This is a genomic window from Nitratireductor arenosus (assembly GCF_009742725.1).
GTDB lineage: Bacteria > Pseudomonadota > Alphaproteobacteria > Rhizobiales > Rhizobiaceae > Mangrovimarina > Mangrovimarina arenosa.
The window spans coordinates 22,719-40,398 of the sequence record NZ_WPHG01000005.1 but is presented as its reverse complement, the minus strand read 5'-3'; the positions used below and the strand labels follow the sequence as shown (position 1 = coordinate 40,398).

21 protein-coding genes are annotated in these 17,680 nt (G+C 65.1%); 12 read left to right on the top strand and 9 right to left on the bottom strand.

Translation table 11 applies throughout. From position 1 onward, the window contains the following. Positions 1-97: 97 nt before the first annotated feature. The 3 genes from GN330_RS18960 to GN330_RS18950 all read right to left on the bottom strand — a co-directional run bounded on the left by GN330_RS18960 (position 98) and on the right by GN330_RS18950 (position 3,201). A complete protein-coding gene (locus tag GN330_RS18960; protein ID WP_156714400.1) occupies positions 98-1,702 on the bottom strand; it encodes a copper resistance CopC/CopD family protein in 1,605 nt (534 codons plus the stop codon). Positions 1,703-1,785: 83 nt separating this feature from the next. Then, on the bottom strand, positions 1,786-2,316 hold the full coding sequence (locus tag GN330_RS18955) for a YcnI family copper-binding membrane protein (protein ID WP_156714397.1): 531 nt from the start codon (positions 2,314-2,316) through the stop codon (positions 1,786-1,788). Between the two features lie 315 nt (positions 2,317-2,631). Beyond that, on the bottom strand, positions 2,632-3,201 hold the full coding sequence (locus GN330_RS18950; protein ID WP_156714395.1) for a copper chaperone PCu(A)C: 570 nt from the start codon (positions 3,199-3,201) through the stop codon (positions 2,632-2,634). A gap of 146 nt (positions 3,202-3,347) precedes the next feature. On the opposite strand from GN330_RS18950, the gene GN330_RS18945 reads away from it, so the two are divergent. From GN330_RS18945 to GN330_RS18930, 4 genes are all read left to right on the top strand, one after another. Further along, positions 3,348-3,689 (top strand): hypothetical protein, encoded by a 342-nt coding sequence (locus tag GN330_RS18945; RefSeq protein WP_156714393.1) that lies wholly within the window; start codon positions 3,348-3,350, stop codon positions 3,687-3,689. Positions 3,690-3,892: 203 nt separating this feature from the next. Next, positions 3,893-5,305 carry an MATE family efflux transporter gene (locus GN330_RS18940; RefSeq protein ID WP_156714391.1) on the top strand — a complete coding sequence of 471 codons (1,413 nt, stop codon included), beginning with the start codon at positions 3,893-3,895 and terminating at the stop codon, positions 5,303-5,305. 171 nt (positions 5,306-5,476) lie between these two features. Beyond that, positions 5,477-6,166 (top strand): helix-turn-helix transcriptional regulator, encoded by a 690-nt coding sequence (locus GN330_RS18935; RefSeq protein ID WP_156714389.1) that lies wholly within the window; start codon positions 5,477-5,479, stop codon positions 6,164-6,166. A 3-nt stretch (positions 6,167-6,169) separates the two neighbouring features. After that, complete coding sequence (locus GN330_RS18930; protein ID WP_156714387.1) at positions 6,170-6,931, top strand: helix-turn-helix transcriptional regulator; 762 nt, start codon at positions 6,170-6,172, stop codon at positions 6,929-6,931. Positions 6,932-6,949: 18 nt separating this feature from the next. On the opposite strand, the gene GN330_RS18925 is transcribed toward GN330_RS18930, so the two are convergent. Genes GN330_RS18925 through motA form a run of 6 tightly spaced genes read right to left on the bottom strand, consistent with a single transcriptional unit; the run spans position 6,950 to position 11,901 of the window. After that, the gene (locus GN330_RS18925) at positions 6,950-7,384 is read right to left on the bottom strand and encodes a hypothetical protein (RefSeq protein WP_156714385.1); all 435 of its coding nucleotides are present in this window, start codon (positions 7,382-7,384) and stop codon (positions 6,950-6,952) included. Then, the gene (flhB, locus tag GN330_RS18920; RefSeq protein ID WP_156714383.1) at positions 7,381-8,472 is read right to left on the bottom strand and encodes a flagellar biosynthesis protein FlhB; all 1,092 of its coding nucleotides are present in this window, start codon (positions 8,470-8,472) and stop codon (positions 7,381-7,383) included. Before flhB ends, GN330_RS18925 begins: the two co-directional genes overlap by 4 nt. 58 nt (positions 8,473-8,530) lie before the next feature. Then, on the bottom strand, positions 8,531-9,574 hold the full coding sequence (locus GN330_RS18915) for a flagellar motor switch protein FliG (RefSeq protein ID WP_246188760.1): 1,044 nt from the start codon (positions 9,572-9,574) through the stop codon (positions 8,531-8,533). Positions 9,575-9,581: 7 nt separating this feature from the next. Continuing rightward, complete coding sequence (gene fliN, locus GN330_RS18910; RefSeq protein ID WP_156714381.1) at positions 9,582-10,034, bottom strand: flagellar motor switch protein FliN; 453 nt, start codon at positions 10,032-10,034, stop codon at positions 9,582-9,584. A gap of 51 nt (positions 10,035-10,085) precedes the next feature. Next, positions 10,086-11,021, bottom strand: coding sequence for a FliM/FliN family flagellar motor switch protein (locus tag GN330_RS18905; RefSeq protein ID WP_156714379.1), 936 nt, complete (start codon positions 11,019-11,021; stop codon positions 10,086-10,088). Position 11,022: 1 nt separating this feature from the next. Continuing rightward, positions 11,023-11,901, bottom strand: coding sequence for a flagellar motor stator protein MotA (gene motA / locus GN330_RS18900; RefSeq protein WP_156714377.1), 879 nt, complete (start codon positions 11,899-11,901; stop codon positions 11,023-11,025). A 147-nt stretch (positions 11,902-12,048) separates the two neighbouring features. Between motA and GN330_RS18895 the strand changes: the two genes are divergently transcribed. From GN330_RS18895 to flgG, 8 genes are all read left to right on the top strand, one after another. Continuing rightward, entirely contained in the window at positions 12,049-12,825 is a 777-nt protein-coding gene (locus GN330_RS18895) for a DUF1217 domain-containing protein (RefSeq protein WP_156714375.1), read from the top strand. A 10-nt stretch (positions 12,826-12,835) separates the two neighbouring features. Continuing rightward, complete coding sequence (gene flgF, locus GN330_RS18890) at positions 12,836-13,555, top strand: flagellar basal-body rod protein FlgF (protein WP_343040917.1); 720 nt, start codon at positions 12,836-12,838, stop codon at positions 13,553-13,555. A gap of 91 nt (positions 13,556-13,646) precedes the next feature. Then, positions 13,647-14,978: a flagellar protein export ATPase FliI gene (fliI, locus tag GN330_RS18885; RefSeq protein WP_246188766.1), complete on the top strand. Its 1,332-nt coding sequence runs from the start codon at positions 13,647-13,649 to the stop codon at positions 14,976-14,978. Continuing rightward, on the top strand, positions 14,971-15,576 hold the full coding sequence (locus GN330_RS18880) for a hypothetical protein (RefSeq protein WP_156714374.1): 606 nt from the start codon (positions 14,971-14,973) through the stop codon (positions 15,574-15,576). The genes fliI and GN330_RS18880 overlap by 8 nt, the downstream gene beginning before the upstream one ends. A gap of 176 nt (positions 15,577-15,752) precedes the next feature. Then, the gene (flgB, locus tag GN330_RS18875; protein ID WP_156714373.1) at positions 15,753-16,130 is read left to right on the top strand and encodes a flagellar basal body rod protein FlgB; all 378 of its coding nucleotides are present in this window, start codon (positions 15,753-15,755) and stop codon (positions 16,128-16,130) included. 5 nt (positions 16,131-16,135) lie between these two features. Beyond that, positions 16,136-16,552 carry a flagellar basal body rod protein FlgC gene (flgC, locus tag GN330_RS18870; RefSeq protein ID WP_343040952.1) on the top strand — a complete coding sequence of 139 codons (417 nt, stop codon included), beginning with the start codon at positions 16,136-16,138 and terminating at the stop codon, positions 16,550-16,552. Further along, a complete protein-coding gene (gene fliE / locus GN330_RS23860) occupies positions 16,552-16,878 on the top strand; it encodes a flagellar hook-basal body complex protein FliE (RefSeq protein WP_156714368.1) in 327 nt (108 codons plus the stop codon). Before flgC ends, fliE begins: the two co-directional genes overlap by 1 nt. Before the next feature lie 9 nt (positions 16,879-16,887). Then, entirely contained in the window at positions 16,888-17,676 is a 789-nt protein-coding gene (gene flgG, locus GN330_RS18860) for a flagellar basal-body rod protein FlgG (protein ID WP_156714366.1), read from the top strand. Positions 17,677-17,680 lie beyond the last annotated feature (4 nt).

Genomic DNA, 17,680 nt, shown 5'->3' with positions numbered 1-17,680 from the left:
ACTCTCTCCATGGTCACATAAGGATATCTTTATGTCAACATGACGTCGCAATCGGATATGGCGTTTGTCGCATTCGTCCAATCAGGGAGCCGGAGCATTATCCGTCGATTTCGACTTCTCCTGAAAGTCTTGCCATCTCGAAATCGCTGATGAGAACGTCGATCCTGACGTTCCAGCGGCCGGCAAGCGGAAGCACGAGATCCTCCACAATCCAGACAGCACCCTCGCCCTCCCTCGCCCGGCGTCTGATCATGGCGATACCGGCCGCCTCATTGGCCATGAACAGAGTTACGTCCTTGACATTGAGTGCGCCCAGATCACCATCGAGCACCGTTATGTCGACGACGACCGGCCCCCGACGTGCCGGGCGAAAGACGACGTCGGCCGCCGCCGTCTCGCCGTGCAGATGAATATGGGCCGACCGGGCATCACCGGCGGCAAGGGCCCTCGGAGGCGGGGTGAAACGCCATGCCGCCACGGACGCAAGGATCGCGATCACGATCACCGTTTCGGCCACAATGGAGCGCACGAGCACACGCGTGGCAAGGCGATCGCCCGCGCTCACCATGGCAGTCAAACGATAGCGGTTGACGATCGCCAGGCCCAGGAGGGTCGCGAACAGCCCCAATTTCACGGCAAGGACATTGCCATAGTCCGTTTCCACCATTGCCGACACGTTTTCGACCTGGACGATGGCGAGAACACCGCCGGCAAGAACGAGACCCGCGAGCGCGAACGGAATGGTCCGCGAAAACCGCGACAACGCCTCACGTGCCTCCACGCGGCCGCGTCGCAATGAAAGGCCGAGGGGGACGAGCGAGCCGATCCAGAAACCGACAGCAACGGCGTGGGTGAAGATCGTGGGACGCATCAGCCATTCCGGTTTGGCCGAACCGGCATGTCCGCTTGCCGACAGCGCGACCCCCGCACCGAGCAGTGCGACGATCGACAGCGTCCGCGCTATTGCCCCGCTCGTGATCCATGCCAGAAGGGCGACCGCGATCGAAACGAGCCCGTAAATCGCGGTACGCCCGAACGAAGTGGATAGTCCAGCGCCCCAGGTCCGTACGTCCGCCAGGCGGACCATATGCTGGCCCAACGCGTCGAGCCCCTGGAACCCGACGCCGGACACCGCACCGGCAATGCCGAGCATCAGGCATATGACAACGAAGCGCCGTCCGTCACTACTCTGTGTCAGCCATCTGGCGGCGAAAACCCCGCCGCAGCCCAAGAGCAAGCCGCAATAGAGCGCTACCTTGCTGGCCCACAGCGCCGCCATCACCGTTGGATCCCCTTCAGCAGCAACTATCGGCTTGGCCGCGCTCGGCGCTCCGATCGAAAAGACGACGGCGCCACCGACCGGGTGCCCGTCTTCCGACACCACACGCCAGGACAATACATGCGTGCCGTCGGAGAGCCCGGCGGGTGCTGTTATCTCCAATGTGCGGTCCCGCAGCCGGGCACCTTCGAGTGCCCGGCGTTCACCCGATGGACCGACGAGTTCGAGCACGAGGGGCGCCACCGGTTCGCTGAAAATGAGGGCGAAACGGCTTGGCGCGCCGGCAAGCACGGCGCCGTCGGCAGGTTCCGTCGCCGTCAGCGAAGCATGGGCGAATGCCGCCTGCGCGAGACAGAGCCACAAGAGCGGGGCCGCCATCGTCACGATGAGCGCACGCAACGCAGCCGAGATGAACGGCCGCATGACTGCTGGTCCAGGCAACGAGAACATCGCGATTTCCGTTATTGGTGGGAACGGGCGGACGCTCTGCGCGCCCGCCCGGTTCTTCAGTGTCCGCCGGTTTTTTCCAGCAGCTTCAAGCCGGGCGCGGGCTTGTCCAGGTCGCGGCCTTCCTCGCCTTCGGCCGGTATCTCGATCCAGCGCTCCGCCGCGCCGTCGGGACATTCCTGCACGACCGGGAAATACAGCACCTCTCCGACCGGAAGATCGGTCGTCAGGAAGGCGCTGAAGACGAATTCGTCATACTCGTCGTCGGCCAGGCTGCCCCCGCTCCAGGTCACCTCGGTTATCCCTTCGCTGATCGGATGACCGTAAAACTCATAGGTTTTGGCATAGGAAGCCCGAACCTTTTCGAGCGTCCACCCCGGTTTGGGCATCGGTTTGGCCGACACCACACCTTCCGGGATTTTGACCCGCACGGTTGTTGTCGGCTTGCCGTCGCAGCCATGAGAAATACGGACCACCGCCTTGTAGCCGCCGCCGACGGCGGCCTCCTGACGTTCGAGCGTCGCGTGGGCGGAAGCACTGGCGACGCCAAAGGACGAGAGCATCGCCGTGGTGAGGATGAGCTTGTTCATCGAATAATCTCCTTTCGGGCCGGCGAACGGCCGACGCGCGGTTGACGCGGGCGATGACGACGCCGCGCCGATCAGGTGAGCGGCACATGCGATCGCAACACCGCGTGGCTTTGGATGAAACACCGGCCCGCAAGGTTCCCTACGGGCCGGATTTGTTTGCAAGAGAGCCCGATGCGCGGACGAGGCGGGCTATCCCGCGCAGCTTTCGTCCAGCACCACGCCCGCATCGGCGTAGCGATGAACCTCGCTCGCAGGCCGGCCCGATCGGGCGCGACAGGCCGTTTCTTCGCTTATCTGGCGAAACCGGCGCCGGCGTCAGTCATTCTTCTTCACGCCGTGGCCTTTATGGCCTTCATGACTGCCGCCCATACCGGTGACCTCGAACATCAGCTCGGCGGCGCCGGCCTTTTCGAAGATCAGCCGGGCAGGAAAGCTTTCGCCCTCGTCCGGCTGGGCGTTGAGCCCGATGAACATGATGTGGAAGGAGCCGGGCTTCAGTTCCACGGTCTCCCCGGCCGGGATCACCAGCCCGTCGGCCAGCGGACGCATGGTCATCACGCCCTTGTCGTCGACCGACATCTCGTGGATCTCGCCACGCTCGGCGATCCCGGTTTCCACCGCGATCAGCCGGTCGTCGGCGCTGCCCTGATTGTGGATGACGACGAACCCGCCCGCCACCTTGGCGCCGGCCGGCGTCGCCCGCGACCAGCCATGATCGACAACGATGTCGCCGATCTTGGCTTCGGACGCCATCAGCGAGAACGCGCTGGCCACGAGCAGCGCGAAAGTGAGAACGGCAAGGCCGAGCCTTTCCTCGACACTTGCGAGAAAGGAAGGTTGAGGACGGAATGAACGCGCGACAACCGCGCTGAAAATGGTCGACATGATGCTCTCCAAGAAAAATCGGGACCGGGGCCTGCCCGGCTGCAAATCCAAAACGGGACCGTAGAAAACGGTCTGGATCAACCCGAAAGCGGAGGCGCGCGCGGCCGGCCCGGTTCGCCGAGACCGCGTATCGTCGGAACGGCGCGGTGGTATGCAGGAACGGAAGTTGCATCGAAGAAAAGGAGGAATGGCGCGGTTTTGTCCGCGACGGCCGCCATGACCGGCACGAACATGGAACACGATGCCAGGCAGCAATTCGGCAGTTGATGACCGCTACCGCCGTTTTCGACCGGACCGCCGACATTGTTGCCGATGCACAGCGGATTGCCGAACGCGTCGAGCGCCAGCGGGGCGGCGTTGACACCGCCGGCAAAACCGGCCAGCGCGGACTGCAGGACAAGAAAGGCGGTCGCAACGACGGCGATCCACGATCGGGTCCGGTGTGGCCGTCCTTGCACGCTGTTTGCCTTTTTCCGTCTCGAACCTGATCATAACAGCACCGCGGATGTGCGGAAATCGCTAAAAGCCGGCCTGCGGCAATTCGGACATCGCCGCGAAACGACCCCGCTGTACCAATCGATTAAGGCGCGCAGTCGCTTGCCTTGCCGCGCCGCCTGTACCAAGAGCCGGATCGACGCACGACGTGGACGTCCGCGAGGACCCGAGCGCGGCTGCGTTTCATGAGGCCACAATGAGCAGATTGGCAGATTGCCCGGCCGCGCCCCCGGCGCCGGCGCGGATATCCGTTTGGCGGCGGGAAATCCGTGCCACGCTGGCGCTCGCCTGGCCGATGGTGATGACCAATCTCGGCCAGAACGCCATGACGGCCACCGATATCATCATGATGGGCCGCCTCGGTCCGATAACTCTGGGCGCCGGCACGCTCGGCTGGTCGCTCTACTTCGCGCCGATGATCTTCGGCCTCGGCCTGATCCTGGCCACCGCGCCGATGATCGCCAGCGAGCTCGGACGCCGCCGCCATTCGGTACGCGACGTGCGCCGCACGGTGCGCCAGGGCATCTGGATCGCGACGCTGGTCGCACTGCCGATCTGGGCATTTCTGTGGTTTGCCGAACCGCTGCTTTTACTTATGGGCCAGCAGAAGGAACTGGCGAGCGAGGCCGGCCGCTACATGATCTGGCTGCAATGGGCACTTTTACCGTTCTTTTGGTACATCGTGCTGCGCTGTTTCATGGCGGCGATGGAGCGGCCGGGCTGGGCGCTGGTGGTGACCTTTTGCGCCGTCGCCTTCAACGTGCTAGCCAATTGGTGCCTGATGTTCGGCAATCTCGGCTTTCCGGCGATGGGCATTGCCGGATCCGGACTGGCAACCACGCTGTCGAGCGTGTTGATGTTTGCCGGCGTAGCCCTGGTCGTGACCATCGACAAGCAATTCCGCCGCTACCGGCTGTTCGGCCGCTTCTGGCGCCCCGACTGGCCACGCTTCGCCGCGCTCGCCCGTATGGGCCTGCCAATCGGGGCAATCGTGCTTTTCGAGGTCTCTATCTTCAATGTAGCGGCCATGCTGATGGGGCTGATCGGCACGACCGCGCTCGCCGCTCATGCCATCGCCATGCAGGTCGCCTCGCTGTCCTTCATGGTGCCGATGGGCATCTCCCAGGCCGTCACGGTACGCGTCGGCCGCGCCTACGGCGCCGGTGACCCCGGCGGCATCGCGCGGGCCGGCTGGGCCTCGTTCGGACTCGGTGTCGGCTTTATGGCGCTGATGGCGCTGGTCATGATCGCCGTGCCCGACCTTCTGATCGGTATCTTCATCGACGCGTCCACGCCCGAAAGCCGGGCCGTCGCTCAACTGGCGGTCAGCTTTCTCGCGTTCGCCGCGCTGTTCCAGATCTTCGACGGCGCTCAGGCCGTGGCTGGCGGCATGCTGCGCGGACTGCACGACACACGCGTTCCCATGCTTTACGCGGCAATCGGCTATTGGGGCGTCGGACTGCCGATCGGCGGAGTGCTCGCCTTTCGCTACGGGTTCGGCGGCACCGGCATCTGGCTCGGGCTTTCGTCCGGCCTGGCCGTCGTGGGGGCGCTATTGCTGGCGCGGTGGCTGGCTCGCGAGCGGCTCGGCCTGATCGGACCGCGATAGCGGCACCGGACGGTGCGCGACCGCGCAGCTCCGCATCGTCTTTGCACAACGAGATTTCGCAGTTGACGCGATTCGCGCTGCGTGGAAATCGTTGGGCATGTCGACTGATTCGCCAACCCCCGCTGCCCGCCCACCCGGCGGGGACGCGCCACCCTACCCCTGCCGGCGGCCATGAACGGCGCGCGGCGAACGCTCTCGCGCGAGACGCTGGCCGCAATACCGGCGGTGACCACCCGCAGCGACCTTTCCGACTGTCTCGGCCGCATTTGCGCCGAAGCGGGCGCCGAGCGGTTTCTTTTGCTGGGTACCTTGCTCGACCACGGCGGCGAGCGCCCGCACATCATCGCGTCGAACTGGATCTACGATACCGTTCATATTCTCGGCCTGGAACCGCTTGCCCGACTGTCGGCCGGCCCGCGCACCTGCGCGATGGGCGAGCCGGCAAGCCCGGTCGGCGACGGCGAGAACGAGGCGCTGCGCCTGCTCGCGCGCCACGGTCACGCCGAAATCTACTGTGTCGGGCTCCACGCCACCGCGCAGCGCTGCAAGGCGCTGTTTTCCTCCGGACGGGTCGGGGCGATCGACCGCCAGATGCTGCCGCAGGCGCAGCTCGCCTGCTGTTACTTGCTGTCGCGGGTTCCGACCGAACTTTTGGGCACGCCGCCGCCGAATTCGCTTTCGGTGCGCGAGCGCGAATGCCTGCGCTGGGTTTCGGAGGGCAAGACCACCGGCGAGGTCGCGATGATCCTCGGCGTCACCGCCAACACCGTCAACAGCTATCTCGCCCATGCGATCCGCAAATACGGCGCCGCCAACCGCGCGATGGCGATCGCGACCGCGATCCGCAGCGGGACCATCTGAACGATGAAACAGCGCACGGCCCAGGACGGCCCGGCCAACCCCGCCAAGGCGAGAGCCGCGGCCGACGGCCTCGACGTCACCCAGGAGAACGTCGCGACCGTGCTCGAGACGGTGCGCAAGGCGCGGCGCCTGGCCGCCAGCGCCGCGGCGTCCTTTTACGGCCTATATGTCGAGACCCGCGACCGCCGCATTCCCGGGCTGGCCACTGCCTTCGACCGGGAGTTCCCGCGCACGTCCGATCTGTCTCGGGCGATATGCGGACCTGCCGGGATGGCCTGGATGGCCACACGCGCCGAAACGCTCGCGCCGGCCTGGTGGTATTGCGAAACCGGCGCGCAGCAATGCCCTGCCTTTCCCCTGGTTTCGCTCGGCCACAAGGTGCCGGCCCTGACGCCCGACCTGCCGGGCTTGGCCTTGCCGGTCTTCGCCGATGGCGGGATCGGGGGATTTTTCATCCTGGCCGGCCGCGACATGGCCGTTGACGACGGCATTGTGTGCGACCTGCACATTCGCGCCTTTTCGCTGTTCCGGTCGGTGGCCAGGCTGCGCCTGTCGCAACTCGACGGCACGCCGCCAATGTCGAAACGCGAGATCGAGTGCCTGACGATGACGGCCGAAGGCAAGACGAGCGAGGATATCGCGGCCGCGCTAGGCCTTTCGGTTCACACGGCCAACCAGTACCTCGCCACCACCACCCATAAGCTCAACGCAATGAGCCGCACCCATGCGGTGGCCAAGGCGCTGCGGCTCGGACTGATCGAATAGGCTTTCGGCCGCGACCGGTCAGATGTCGAGCGGGACCGTGCGTCGGATCTTGGATGCTTCCAGGGCGCTCGCCAGAAAACGCGTGTTTTCCATCGGATCGGGCGACGGATCGTCGAGCGCGACGTAGCCGATCTCCACGCCCGCCTTGAGCGCGGTCATGTTGAGCGTGAAATAGACCGTCGCGCCCTTCGGCCGCAATTGCAGGTCGAGATTGACGGTCGGCTCGCCCGACCAGCCGAGGTCGACGTCGCCACCATGGCCGAAGCGCAGCGTGTCGGGCATGAAATAGAGTTCGGCCGCCGAATCCACGATGTCCGACAGATTGGCGAAATACTCAAGCCGTATATAGGCCACATAGTCGGCGACATCGACCAGGCGCAGCTCCGACACGACCTCGCGGATCGCATCGGCTACGATGATTTCGCGTGCTGAGGTGTGCGGCTGGCGGTTCATGAATGCGACTTGCCTGTCTTCGCGCCGTTGCGGCTGCCGTGGATGATGCGGACCAGTTCCGCGACCGCCTCGTAGAAATGAGACGGGATCATGCTATCGACCGAAACTTGTTTGAAGATGGAACGGGCGAGCGCGACGTCCTCGAAAACCGGCACATTGTGCTCTTCGGCGATCTCGCGGATCTTGAGCGCGATCAGATCCTGGCCCTTGGCGACCACGACCGGCGCCGCGTTTTCCGCGCGCACATAGCGCAGCGCCACCGCGTAGTGGGTCGGGTTGGCGACCACCAAGGTGGCGCGCGGGACCGCCGCCATCATGCGCTGGCGCGCGCGGTCGCGGGCAAGCGAGCGCATCCGCGATTTCAGGATCGGATCGCCCTCGGCCTGCTTGACCTCGTCCTTGACCTCCTGCTTGGTCATGCGCAGTTCTTCCAGCCAGTGATAGCGTGACCACAAAAGGTCGGCCGCGGCGATCAGGACCATGGCGATGGTGACGGTCACCACCAGCTCGACGGCGAGATCCCGGATCACATGGCCGAAGCTCAGCGGATGGGTGACCATGCCCTGCAGCAGCCGCACGTCGACGTCGTGCATGACGAAATACAGGAACACGACCGCAAACAGCACCTTGCCGAGGGATTTCAGGAACTCAACGAAACCCTTGACCCCGAATACCCGTTTCCAGCCGCCGATCAGCGAGATGCGGGAGAATTTCGGCATCACGCGGTTACCGACGAAACGCGGCATGTTTTGAAAAACCGATGCCGCGATGCCGGCCGCCACGAGCAGGAACATCACCACCATGATGGCGCGCGCGATCTCGATGAAGACGGTCTGGTAGAGCGAGATCGCGTCGAGCTCGGTTTCCAGCCGCCATTCCTCCGGCCGCTCGAGAAACGTCGATAGGAAACCGGCCAGCCGGATACCGGTGTCATAGGCGAAGAACAGCAGGAAGATGGCAATAGCGGCGAAGGAGGCCAGGATCGGCAGCTCGCGCGAAAAGGGCTGGTTGCCCTTTTCGATACTGTCACGGATCTTCTTTTCCGTGGCGGGCTCGGTTTTGCTGTCCTTGTCCTGATCGTCGGCCATGGAGGAGCCGTCCTTTCATCGCCATGGCCGCCGCGTAGCGAGCGGCAACACGCCTCGGCTAAGCGGCGACCTGGGTGGATGGCAGCTCGATCTTCCCGTCCTTCGACAAACGGATGGCGGTCGTGGCGATGGCACGCCGGGCCTTCGCGATCTCGGCCGCCGGAAGGCCGTCGACTTCCATCGACAGCTCGGCCTCGATCATGCGACGCGAACGCACGCCGAGCGCCGACAACACCGTTTCCGTCAGTTCCTTGCCGGCGTTGCGCAGCGCCAGGGTGACGATTTCCGGCGACAGGCCGTCGAAAAGCGCAAGCCGCGCCTTCTGACTGAGCAGCGGCAGGTCCTCGAACGAGAACAGTTGCGCGCGGATGGCATGCACGTCCTGCGACCCCGCCGTTTCCATATCGGACAGAATTTCGTCGAGCTGCGCCTTCTCGAGCTCGTTGAGAACGGTAGCGACCCGCGCCTGGCCTTCGCTCGACGACTTCTTCGCGCTGTCGCCGAGAAGCGCTGTCCGCAACTGGTTTTCCACGATGCGCAACGCGCCGGGCTTGACCGTCCCCATCGTGACCATGCGCTTGGCGACTTCGCCGCGCTGTTGCTTGGGCATGGCCAAAAGAACGTTGGCCGTGGTCGTGGAGGACAGTTTCGTCAGCACCAGAGCCGCCGTCTGCGGATGCTCGCGCTCGAGAAAGGCACCGACGCGTTCAGGCTCGAGTTTCTCGATCTGCGGCCAGACCGGCAGCGGCGCCTCACCACCCGTCTCCGCGCCGTGGTTCATGATCGCGCTGACTTCTTCGGGCGAGAGCGACTCGCTCAGAATCTTGTCCATCGTCGCGGCCGAATCCATCAGACCGGCGCCCTCGGCGAACTCGTCCTCGAATTCGGCGATGATCTTTTCCAGTTCGCCCTGCGGGATCGTCTTGAGCATCCGCGCCGCCTCGATCAGCGATTTGAGTTCCTCGTGACTGAAGAACTTCAAAAGCCGGCCGGCAGCCGGCTTGCCCATCGCCACCAGGATCGCCGCCGCCTTTTGCGCCCGCGTCAGGCTCTCGGCCGTGATCCCCTGCGACATGGTCGATGTGTGCGCGTCGAAATCCATGAAACGGTCAGGATGCCTTCGAGTTGCTGATGATTTCCGTCAGCCGGATTCCGAACCGGGACGGGTCGCTCTCCAGAACGGTGATCTCCCCGCGCGCGATCTTGCGGCCGTTGACCACCACGTCGACCGGCTCGCCGATCCGGCGGTCGAGGGCGACCGTGGCGCCTTTGCGCAGCGACATCAGCTCCGAGACCTGCATCTCCGTGCTGCCCAGAACGATCTGCACGTCGACGGGGATCCCCATGATTACGCCGGAGCCGGCCGCTTCGGCAGCGTCGCCGTCCGCCTGACCCAAGGTGAAATCCGGCGCAGCACTTTCCCCGACCGGAAAGTCGGGTATGGCGGCCGGTTCATCCGCCGCTTCCTCGCCTTCATGCAGGACGCCGCGCAATTCGTCGATTGCCCGGTTCAGATCCTCTTCGTCGTCCCCGGTCCCGGCCGGGGCGTTGACCTGGTTCATCGTCCAGCTCCTGGTCCCGCGGCCATGACGGGCCGGGGCAGATCAGGGAAGTTAAAGCCCATCGATCAGTTCCTCTTCGGTGTTCCAGGGGCTTTTGATTCGAACGGTGTAGTTTTGTCCAAGCCGGCCGAACTCGCAAACGAACAGCGTCTTGTCCTTGCTCGCCAGCGTGGCCTGCGCGGTCGCGTTCGGCGCCAACGCGATAGTCTGACCCTGTTTCAGCCGCGCGATCGCGCCCAGGCTCATACGCCCGAGCGGCATTGTCGCCTGAAGCTTGACCTTTGAACGCATCACCTCCTCGCTGAAGCGCGCCGACCAGTCGTCGCCCCGCCCGCCCGGCTGCTCCGGCCCGTCCGCCCCCGGTTCCTCGCGCGGGCGCAACAGGATGCGCTGCGGCATGACCACCACGATGCGCCCGGCCTCAGGCTGGGCCTCGACGAGAAACTCGATCTTCACCGCCGGTCCGTCCCGCAGCGCGATCTTCTGCAACCCCTCGCCGGACTGCACCGGCGGCAGCGGAAAACTGACTTGCAGTGCGCGCTGGCCGAAACCGTTGAAGGCCGTGGCGACCTGCTGGACGACCAACCCCGCGACCTCCCGTTCAAGCGGCGACAGATCGCGATCGATCGCCTGCGGCTCGGCATCGGGCTCCGCGCCGAACAGCGCGTTGATGAACACCGCGATCGCTAGCGGATCGACGCGGATGACCAGGGCGTCGGGCGAATTGGCCGAAGCCGCCACGACCACCGCGTCGTGCGGCCCCGCGTCGCCGATCGCCTGCTTCATCCGCGCCATGTCGGCCTCGCCCAGATCGATCGAGATCGGGTGGCTCATGCCCTCGCCCATCGCCGCGCGCAGCGGCTTCAGCGTGCGTTCGCCCAGATTGCGTGCGCTCTCGATAATGAGGTCCGGCTCTCCGGTGTCGCCGAGCAGGCGTTCGAGGATGTCGTTTCCACCGCGGCCGGGGACGGGAGCGCCATCCGCCATGTCAGGCCGCCTTTTTCACGTCGCCGTGGCCGGAGTTCAGCGTGTGCTGCTCGACGGCGTCGATGGAAGGCCTGTCGTAGGAGGAGATCGTCTTGCGGCCGAACTCGAGCGCGACCTGCGGCAGGGCGCCGTTCATGTAGGCCAGCAATGTCTGCTTGACGATGACATAGAGCCGATTGCGCTTTTCGCGCACGACCTTGATCTTGGCCGCGATCGGCCCGACCACGCCGTAGGACAAGAAGATGCCGAGAAACGTTCCCACCAGCGCGGCGCCGATCAACGCGCCCAGCACTTCGGGCGACTGGTCGAGCGCCCCCATCGCCTTGATGACGCCGAGCACCGCGGCCACGATGCCGATCGCCGGCAGACCGTCGCCGATCGCGACGAGCGCGTGATAGGATTTCAGCTTGTCGTGGCGGATCGTATGGATTTCCTCGTCCATCAGCGCCTCGATCTCGTGCGAGCGGGCATTGCCGATGATGATGAGCCGGCAATAGTCGCAGATGAAATGGGTGAGATCCTGGTTTTTGAGCACCAGCGGATAGGACTGAAAAATCGGCGATTCGTCGGGGCTGTCGATATGGCCTTCCACCTCGCTGCGCGACTTGGTCTTGAGTTCGCGCATCAGGCTGTGCAGGACACCGAGCGTTTCCAGATAATCGTTTTCGTTGGGGACCGCATGCTTGAAGGCCTCGACGATCGCTCGGCCGGCATCCTTGACCGTCGACATCGGATTGCCGATCAGGAAAATGCCGAGTGCCGCGCCGGCGATGATGACAAATTCCCACGGCTGGATGAGCACGTCGATGTGCCCACCCATGGCCATGAAGCCGCCGAGAACGCAGCCAAACGTGACAACCAGACCGACGAGAATGCCCAACGCGGCGCCTCCGCAATTCGCTTGAAGGCCTGATCTAGCGCGGCTTGCTTGTGTGAGGCTTGATCGCGCGCCTTGCCGCGCCGGAAAGGTTCACGCAAGCAATGGCGCCTAGTGTGACACCGGTCGAACCCGCACCGGAGCACCGGCTTGGTCAGCACATTTGCCAGCTACAGCGCAATCACGCGCGACATCGCGCGATCCCTCGAGCGGGTCCAGACGCAGCCGATGGTCCAGCGCGAAAGCGAATATTACCTGGAAAACATCGAGAAGGTGAAGTCGGTCGAGGATTTCATCGGCAACGACCGCCTCTACCGTTACGCCATGAAGGCCTTCGGCCTGGAAGATATGGCCTATGCCAAGGCGTTCATGGTCAAAGTGCTGGAGGGCGGCGTCGACGACAGCGATAGTTTCGCCAATTCGCTCAACGATCTGCGCTATCGCGAATTCGCCGAAGCCTTCAACTTCGCCAGCTTCGGCGAAAACACGACGGTCTTCGATCGGACCCGCCAAGGCACCGTCGACCGTTATCTGCGCCAGACCCTGGAAGAAAACGCCGGCAACCAGAACGAGGGCGTCCGGCTTGCCCTTTATTTCGAGCGCAAAGCGCCCGATATCGAGAGTTTTTATTCCGTCCTTGCTGACAGCGCACTGGCCAAGGTGGTGCGCACCTCGCTCAGCCTGCCCGATTCCTTCGCCCTTCTCGACGTCGACAAGCAGGTCGAGATTTTCGAGCGCACGCTGGACATCGAAGATTTCAAGGATCCCGAGGCCCTGTCGGAATTCCTGACCCGCTTCACGAGCATGTGGGAGATTTCCAACCCGACCGCGGCCAACCTGCCCAACACGGCCATTCTGTTCGGCCAGCCGGCCGAACTGGGAATCTCTACCGACCTGCTTTTGACCATGCAGAAACTGAAATTCTGAGGACGCGCCTGTGCAGACCGGACTTTACGTCGCCCTTTCCTCCCAGGTCGCGCTCGAAAAGCGGCTGCGCACGATCGCCGACAACGTCGCCAATGCCAACACCGTCGGCTTCCGGGCGACGGAAGTGAAATTCGAGGACGTGGTGTCGCAATCCGGCTCGGATTCGGTCGCCTATGTCTCGCCGGGCTCGACGTTCCTGACGGCCACGTCCGGCCCGGTGAAGCAGACCGGCAACCCGCTCGACTTCGCCGTGCGCGGCGACGCCTGGTTCGCCATCGACACGCCTGCCGGCCCGGTGATGACGCGCGACGGCCGCTTCACCATGCTGGAAACCGGCGAACTGGTCTCGACAGAAGGACATCCGGTGCTCGACGCCGGCGGCGCGCCGATCCAGCTCGATCCGTTCGCGGGCGCTCCGACGGCCGGCAGCGACGGCATGCTGCGCCAGAACGGGCAGCCGCTCGGCGCGATCGGCCTGTTCACCTTCGCCCCCGGCGCGGAATTCGCGCGCTACGGCAATTCCGGCGTCATCCCGGCCAGCCCGCCGGAAGCCGTGGTCGACAGTCTCGAGGTCGGTGTGCTCCAGGGTTTCGTCGAGGAATCCAACGTCAATCCGGTCAAGGAAATGACCCGGCTGATCATGGTCCAGCGCGCCTTCGAGAACGCCGCGTCCGCCATCCGCGAGAGCGACAAATCGCTCGACGGCGCCGTCAAGGCGCTCGGCGGCTAAAGCCGTGGAACCGACCGGACCGTTGCAGGAATACGCCGCCGCGTCCGCGCCGGCGCCGTCCCCGGACGCCGGCGGCAGGGGGCTCGACGCGCTGGAAGCGTTGGGGCGCCTCCATCGCGGCCTGGTCGAGGATGACGGCCTCGTACGCCGCGGCGGGCATGTGCGTGAGGTCTCCGCCACCCATTACAGGGTCGGCGGGCTGTCGGCTGCCGCCAGGCTGGGCGACATCGTCGAGCATCGCGGCCGCCACGGGCCGCGAACCGGGGAAGTGGTGCAGATCAGCGCCGACAGCGTACTCGTCGCTCCGTTCGATACGACCTTCGATGCCGGCATCTCCGATCCGGTCTTCTTGCGCGGCCCGTTCCGAATCGGACCCGACACCTCATGGAAGGGGCGCGTCGTGGACGCGCTCGGACGCCCCGTCGACAGCGGCCCGCCGCTCGTGCCCGACACGACCAATCCCGCGGCATCCGTCACACCGCCTGCCCTTTCCCGGCAGCGCGTGGACGCGTCCTTCCGCACCGGGGTCAAGGTCATCGACATCTTCACGCCGCTCTGTTTCGGCCAGCGCATGGGCGTCTTCGCCGGCTCCGGTGTCGGCAAGTCGACGCTGCTCGCCATGCTGGCCGCCGCCGATGCCTTCGACACCGTCGTCATCGCGCTGGTCGGCGAGCGCGGGCGCGAGGTGCGCGAGTTCCTCGAGGACACGATCGGCGCCGAGAGCATGAAAAAGACCGTCTCCGTGGTGGCGACCAGCGACGAAAGCGCGATGATGCGCAAGCGCGCCTCCGGCACCGCCATGTCGGTGGCCGAATATTTCCGCGATCGCGGCGACAAGGTCCTGCTGATCCTGGATTCGGTGACCCGGTTCGCCCACGCCCTGCGCGAGGTCGCGATCGGCGCCGGCGAGCCTCCGGTCGCACGCGGCTACCCCGCCTCCGTCTTCACCGACCTGCCGAAACTGCTCGAGCGCGCCGGCCCGGGCGGCCAAGGCGCCGGCTCGATCACCGCGATCATCTCGGTGTTGGTCGACGGCGACGACCACAACGATCCTGTGGCCGATTCGGTTCGCGGCATCCTCGACGGCCACGCCGTGCTCGAGCGCGCGATCGCCGAACAGGGCCGCTATCCCGCCGTCGACCCGCTGGCCTCCGTGTCGCGCCTCGCCAATCGCGCCTGGAGCGACGGCGAACGCACGCTTGTGACGCGGCTCAAGGCGATGATTTCCCGCTTCGAGGAAACCCGCGACATCCGCATTCTCGGCGCCTACAAACCGGGCGGCGACCCCGACCTCGACAACGCGGTGCGCCAGGTTCCAACGATCTATCAGGCGCTGATGCAATCGCCGCGCGACGGCGCCATCGCGGATCCCTTCACCGAGTTGGCCCGGCATCTCAAGGCCCAGGAGGTAACCGATGGCTAGCTGGCGTATCTTTGGCCGAAAACGCGCAAGGACGGGCGAGCCCGCGCTCGCCGGAATGTCGCCGCCGGCCAAGCCGGCCGGGGCCCGCCCCCGGCGCAAGGGGCGCTACAGCCTGTCCGACGCCATCCTCGCCGGCATCGGCCTCGGCATCGGCGCGGCGAGCTTCACCTTCCCCTGGTACGTTTTCTTCAACCAGGATCAATTCGGGGTGCGCGTCGTCGATTTCGACGCAACCGAGATCGAATCCGACCTGTCCGGTCCGTTCTACACGCCGCGGGTCAACTGGGCGCCGCAGCGCCTCACACAAGAAGAGATCGCCGAACTGCCGCTGGACTTCGCCCCGACCGGCACGGTTATGCCGCACAGGACGGCGCCCGAAACCACCGGAAGCGTGCAGCCCTTCCCGGCCCGCAAACCCGCCTACGCCCTGGTCCACGTCGCCAAGGGGCGCGCGATGATCCAGGACGCGAACGGCTTTTGGGTGGTCGAGCGGGGGTCGATCCTGCCCGACAATTCGCGCGTCATGGCGATCGAGAAGCGTTCCGGGTCCTGGGTCCTGCGCACCAGCAACGACGCCGTCATCGAATTGACGCCATAAGGTCGGAGCCGTTCAGGTTTCGCTCCCCGTTGCAACGGCAGAGCGGATCGCAGCCGCCGCCATCTTCGCGCCGGCGGCGGCCAGCGGATCCATTTCAAGATGAACGGGGCCGCCGCGACCACGCAAGGTCCGCGCAAGACTGTGTTCCTAATCTGGCCCTGACCGAGGGAAAGATCATGCAACCGGTAAGTCTGTTCGATCTCGCCGCGCAGCAGGCGCGCTGGCTGTCCGTGCGCCAGTCGGCCGTGGCGGGCAACATCGCCAACATCAACACGCCCGGTTACCAGGCGATCGACGTCGTTCCGTTCGAGCAGGTCCTCGACAGCGCCAAGCTGGCTTTCGCGCCGACCCGGGTCGGGCACATGCCGCTCGGCGCCGGCCGCGAAACCTTCAACCTGCGCCAGGACGCGATCGAAACCACCTCGCCCTCCGGCAACTCGGTCACCGTCGAGCAGGAACTGGTGAAAGCCGGCGAAGTCCGCCACGCCTTTGAACTGAACACGGCGATCGTGAAATCCTTCCACCGCATGATGATGATGGCGACGAGGGGCTGATGGCGATCGATCCGCTTTCCGCCGCCCTCAAGATCGCCGCGTCGGGTCTCGGCGTGCAGTCCGAGCGCCTGCGCGTGGTGTCGGAGAACCTGGCCAATGCCCAGTCGACCGGCAACACGCCGGGCGCCGACCCCTATCAGCGCAAGACCGTGACTTTCGCCACCGCGCTCGATCGCGACAATGGCGGTTCCTTCGTGCGTGTCCAGTCGGTCGATCTCGACCGCAGCGAATTCCCGATCGAATACCTGCCGAGCCACCAGGCCGCCGACGATGGCGGCTTCGTGAAGATGCCCAACGTCAATCCGATCATCGAGATGGCCGACATGCGCGAGGCGAACCGCTCCTACGAAGCCAACCTCCAGGTGATCAAGCAGGCGCGCCAGCTGATCTCCATGACCATCGATCTTCTGAGGTCGCAGTGATGATCGCCGGGCTGGGACTGATCGACCGTCTCAACCAGACGTCCCTGGGCAACGGGCTGGCGGGCGTCGGACCGGCTGCCCCGCCGGTCGCGCCCTCGATCTTGCCGACCTCTTTCGAGGCGGCGCTGGAGGCGGCAGCGAGCCAGTCCGTCGCCACGCTGGAACGCGCCGAGAGCGTTTCCATGCATGCGTTAAAGGGCGGCGACATCCAGGCGCGCGACGTCGTCGACGCCGTGATGAGCGCCGAGCAGACCCTACAAGCCGCGATCGCGATCCGCGACAAGATCGTGACCGCCTATCTCGAAATCAGCCGCATGGCGATCTGAGGAACAGCGATGAAAGCCCTAGCCATTGCCGCCACCGGCATGAACGCCCAGCAGCTCAACCTGGAAGTGATCGCCAACAATATCGCCAACATCAACACGACCGGTTTCAAACGCGCACGCGCCGAGTTCTCCGACCTTCTCTACCAGGTCGAGCGACTGCAGGGCGTGCCCAACCGGGCCGACCAGAGCATCGTGCCGGAAGGCGCGAGCATCGGCCTCGGCGTCAAGGCGGCGGCGGTCAGGAACGTGCATATGCAGGGCTCGCTCGACAGCACCGGCAACAAGTTCGACCTGGCGCTGACCGGTCCGGGCTGGTTCCAGATCGAGGGCGCCGACGGCCAGACGCTCTACACCCGCGCCGGCGCCTTCAACACCAACGCCAATGGCGAACTGGTCACCGTGGACGGGTTCCGGGTCGTGCCCGACATCGTTTTCCCGGCCGAGACGGTCGAAGTCATCGTCAACAAATCGGGCCAGGTCTTCGCCCGCCTCGACGGCCAGGTCGACCTTCAGGATCTCGGCCAAATCACGCTCGCCACGTTCGCCAACGAGGCCGGCCTCGCGCCGCTCGGCGACAATCTCTTCCAGGAGACCGCCGCTTCCGGCGCCGCCAATGTCGGTGTGCCGGGCGATCCCGGCTTTGCCGCCATCGAACAGGGTTATCTCGAAAATTCCAACGTCGACCCGGTCAAGGAAATCACCGAGCTGATTTCGGCCCAGCGCGCTTACGAGATGAATTCCAAGGTCATCAAGGCGGCTGACGAGATGGCCTCCGTCGTCACCCAGAGCATCCGGTAGCCCG

Coding starts and splice junctions, on each gene's coding strand:
- GN330_RS18935 (WP_156714389.1), top strand. CDS start 5,477: ATGAACGGCGCGCGGCGAACGCTCTCGCGCGAGACGCTGGCCGCAATA.
- GN330_RS18950 (WP_156714395.1), bottom strand. CDS start 3,201: ATGTCGACCATTTTCAGCGCGGTTGTCGCGCGTTCATTCCGTCCTCAA.
- GN330_RS18930 (WP_156714387.1), top strand. CDS start 6,170: ATGAAACAGCGCACGGCCCAGGACGGCCCGGCCAACCCCGCCAAGGCG.
- flhB (WP_156714383.1), bottom strand. CDS start 8,472: ATGGCCGACGATCAGGACAAGGACAGCAAAACCGAGCCCGCCACGGAA.
- GN330_RS18880 (WP_156714374.1), top strand. CDS start 14,971: ATGGCTAGCTGGCGTATCTTTGGCCGAAAACGCGCAAGGACGGGCGAG.
- GN330_RS18955 (WP_156714397.1), bottom strand. CDS start 2,316: ATGAACAAGCTCATCCTCACCACGGCGATGCTCTCGTCCTTTGGCGTC.
- GN330_RS18960 (WP_156714400.1), bottom strand. CDS start 1,702: ATGCGGCCGTTCATCTCGGCTGCGTTGCGTGCGCTCATCGTGACGATG.
- fliN (WP_156714381.1), bottom strand. CDS start 10,034: ATGAACCAGGTCAACGCCCCGGCCGGGACCGGGGACGACGAAGAGGAT.
- flgB (WP_156714373.1), top strand. CDS start 15,753: ATGCAACCGGTAAGTCTGTTCGATCTCGCCGCGCAGCAGGCGCGCTGG.
- GN330_RS18915 (WP_246188760.1), bottom strand. CDS start 9,574: ATGGATTTCGACGCGCACACATCGACCATGTCGCAGGGGATCACGGCC.
- GN330_RS18905 (WP_156714379.1), bottom strand. CDS start 11,021: ATGGCGGATGGCGCTCCCGTCCCCGGCCGCGGTGGAAACGACATCCTC.
- GN330_RS18925 (WP_156714385.1), bottom strand. CDS start 7,384: ATGAACCGCCAGCCGCACACCTCAGCACGCGAAATCATCGTAGCCGAT.
- GN330_RS18940 (WP_156714391.1), top strand. CDS start 3,893: ATGAGCAGATTGGCAGATTGCCCGGCCGCGCCCCCGGCGCCGGCGCGG.
- fliE (WP_156714368.1), top strand. CDS start 16,552: ATGATCGCCGGGCTGGGACTGATCGACCGTCTCAACCAGACGTCCCTG.
- flgG (WP_156714366.1), top strand. CDS start 16,888: ATGAAAGCCCTAGCCATTGCCGCCACCGGCATGAACGCCCAGCAGCTC.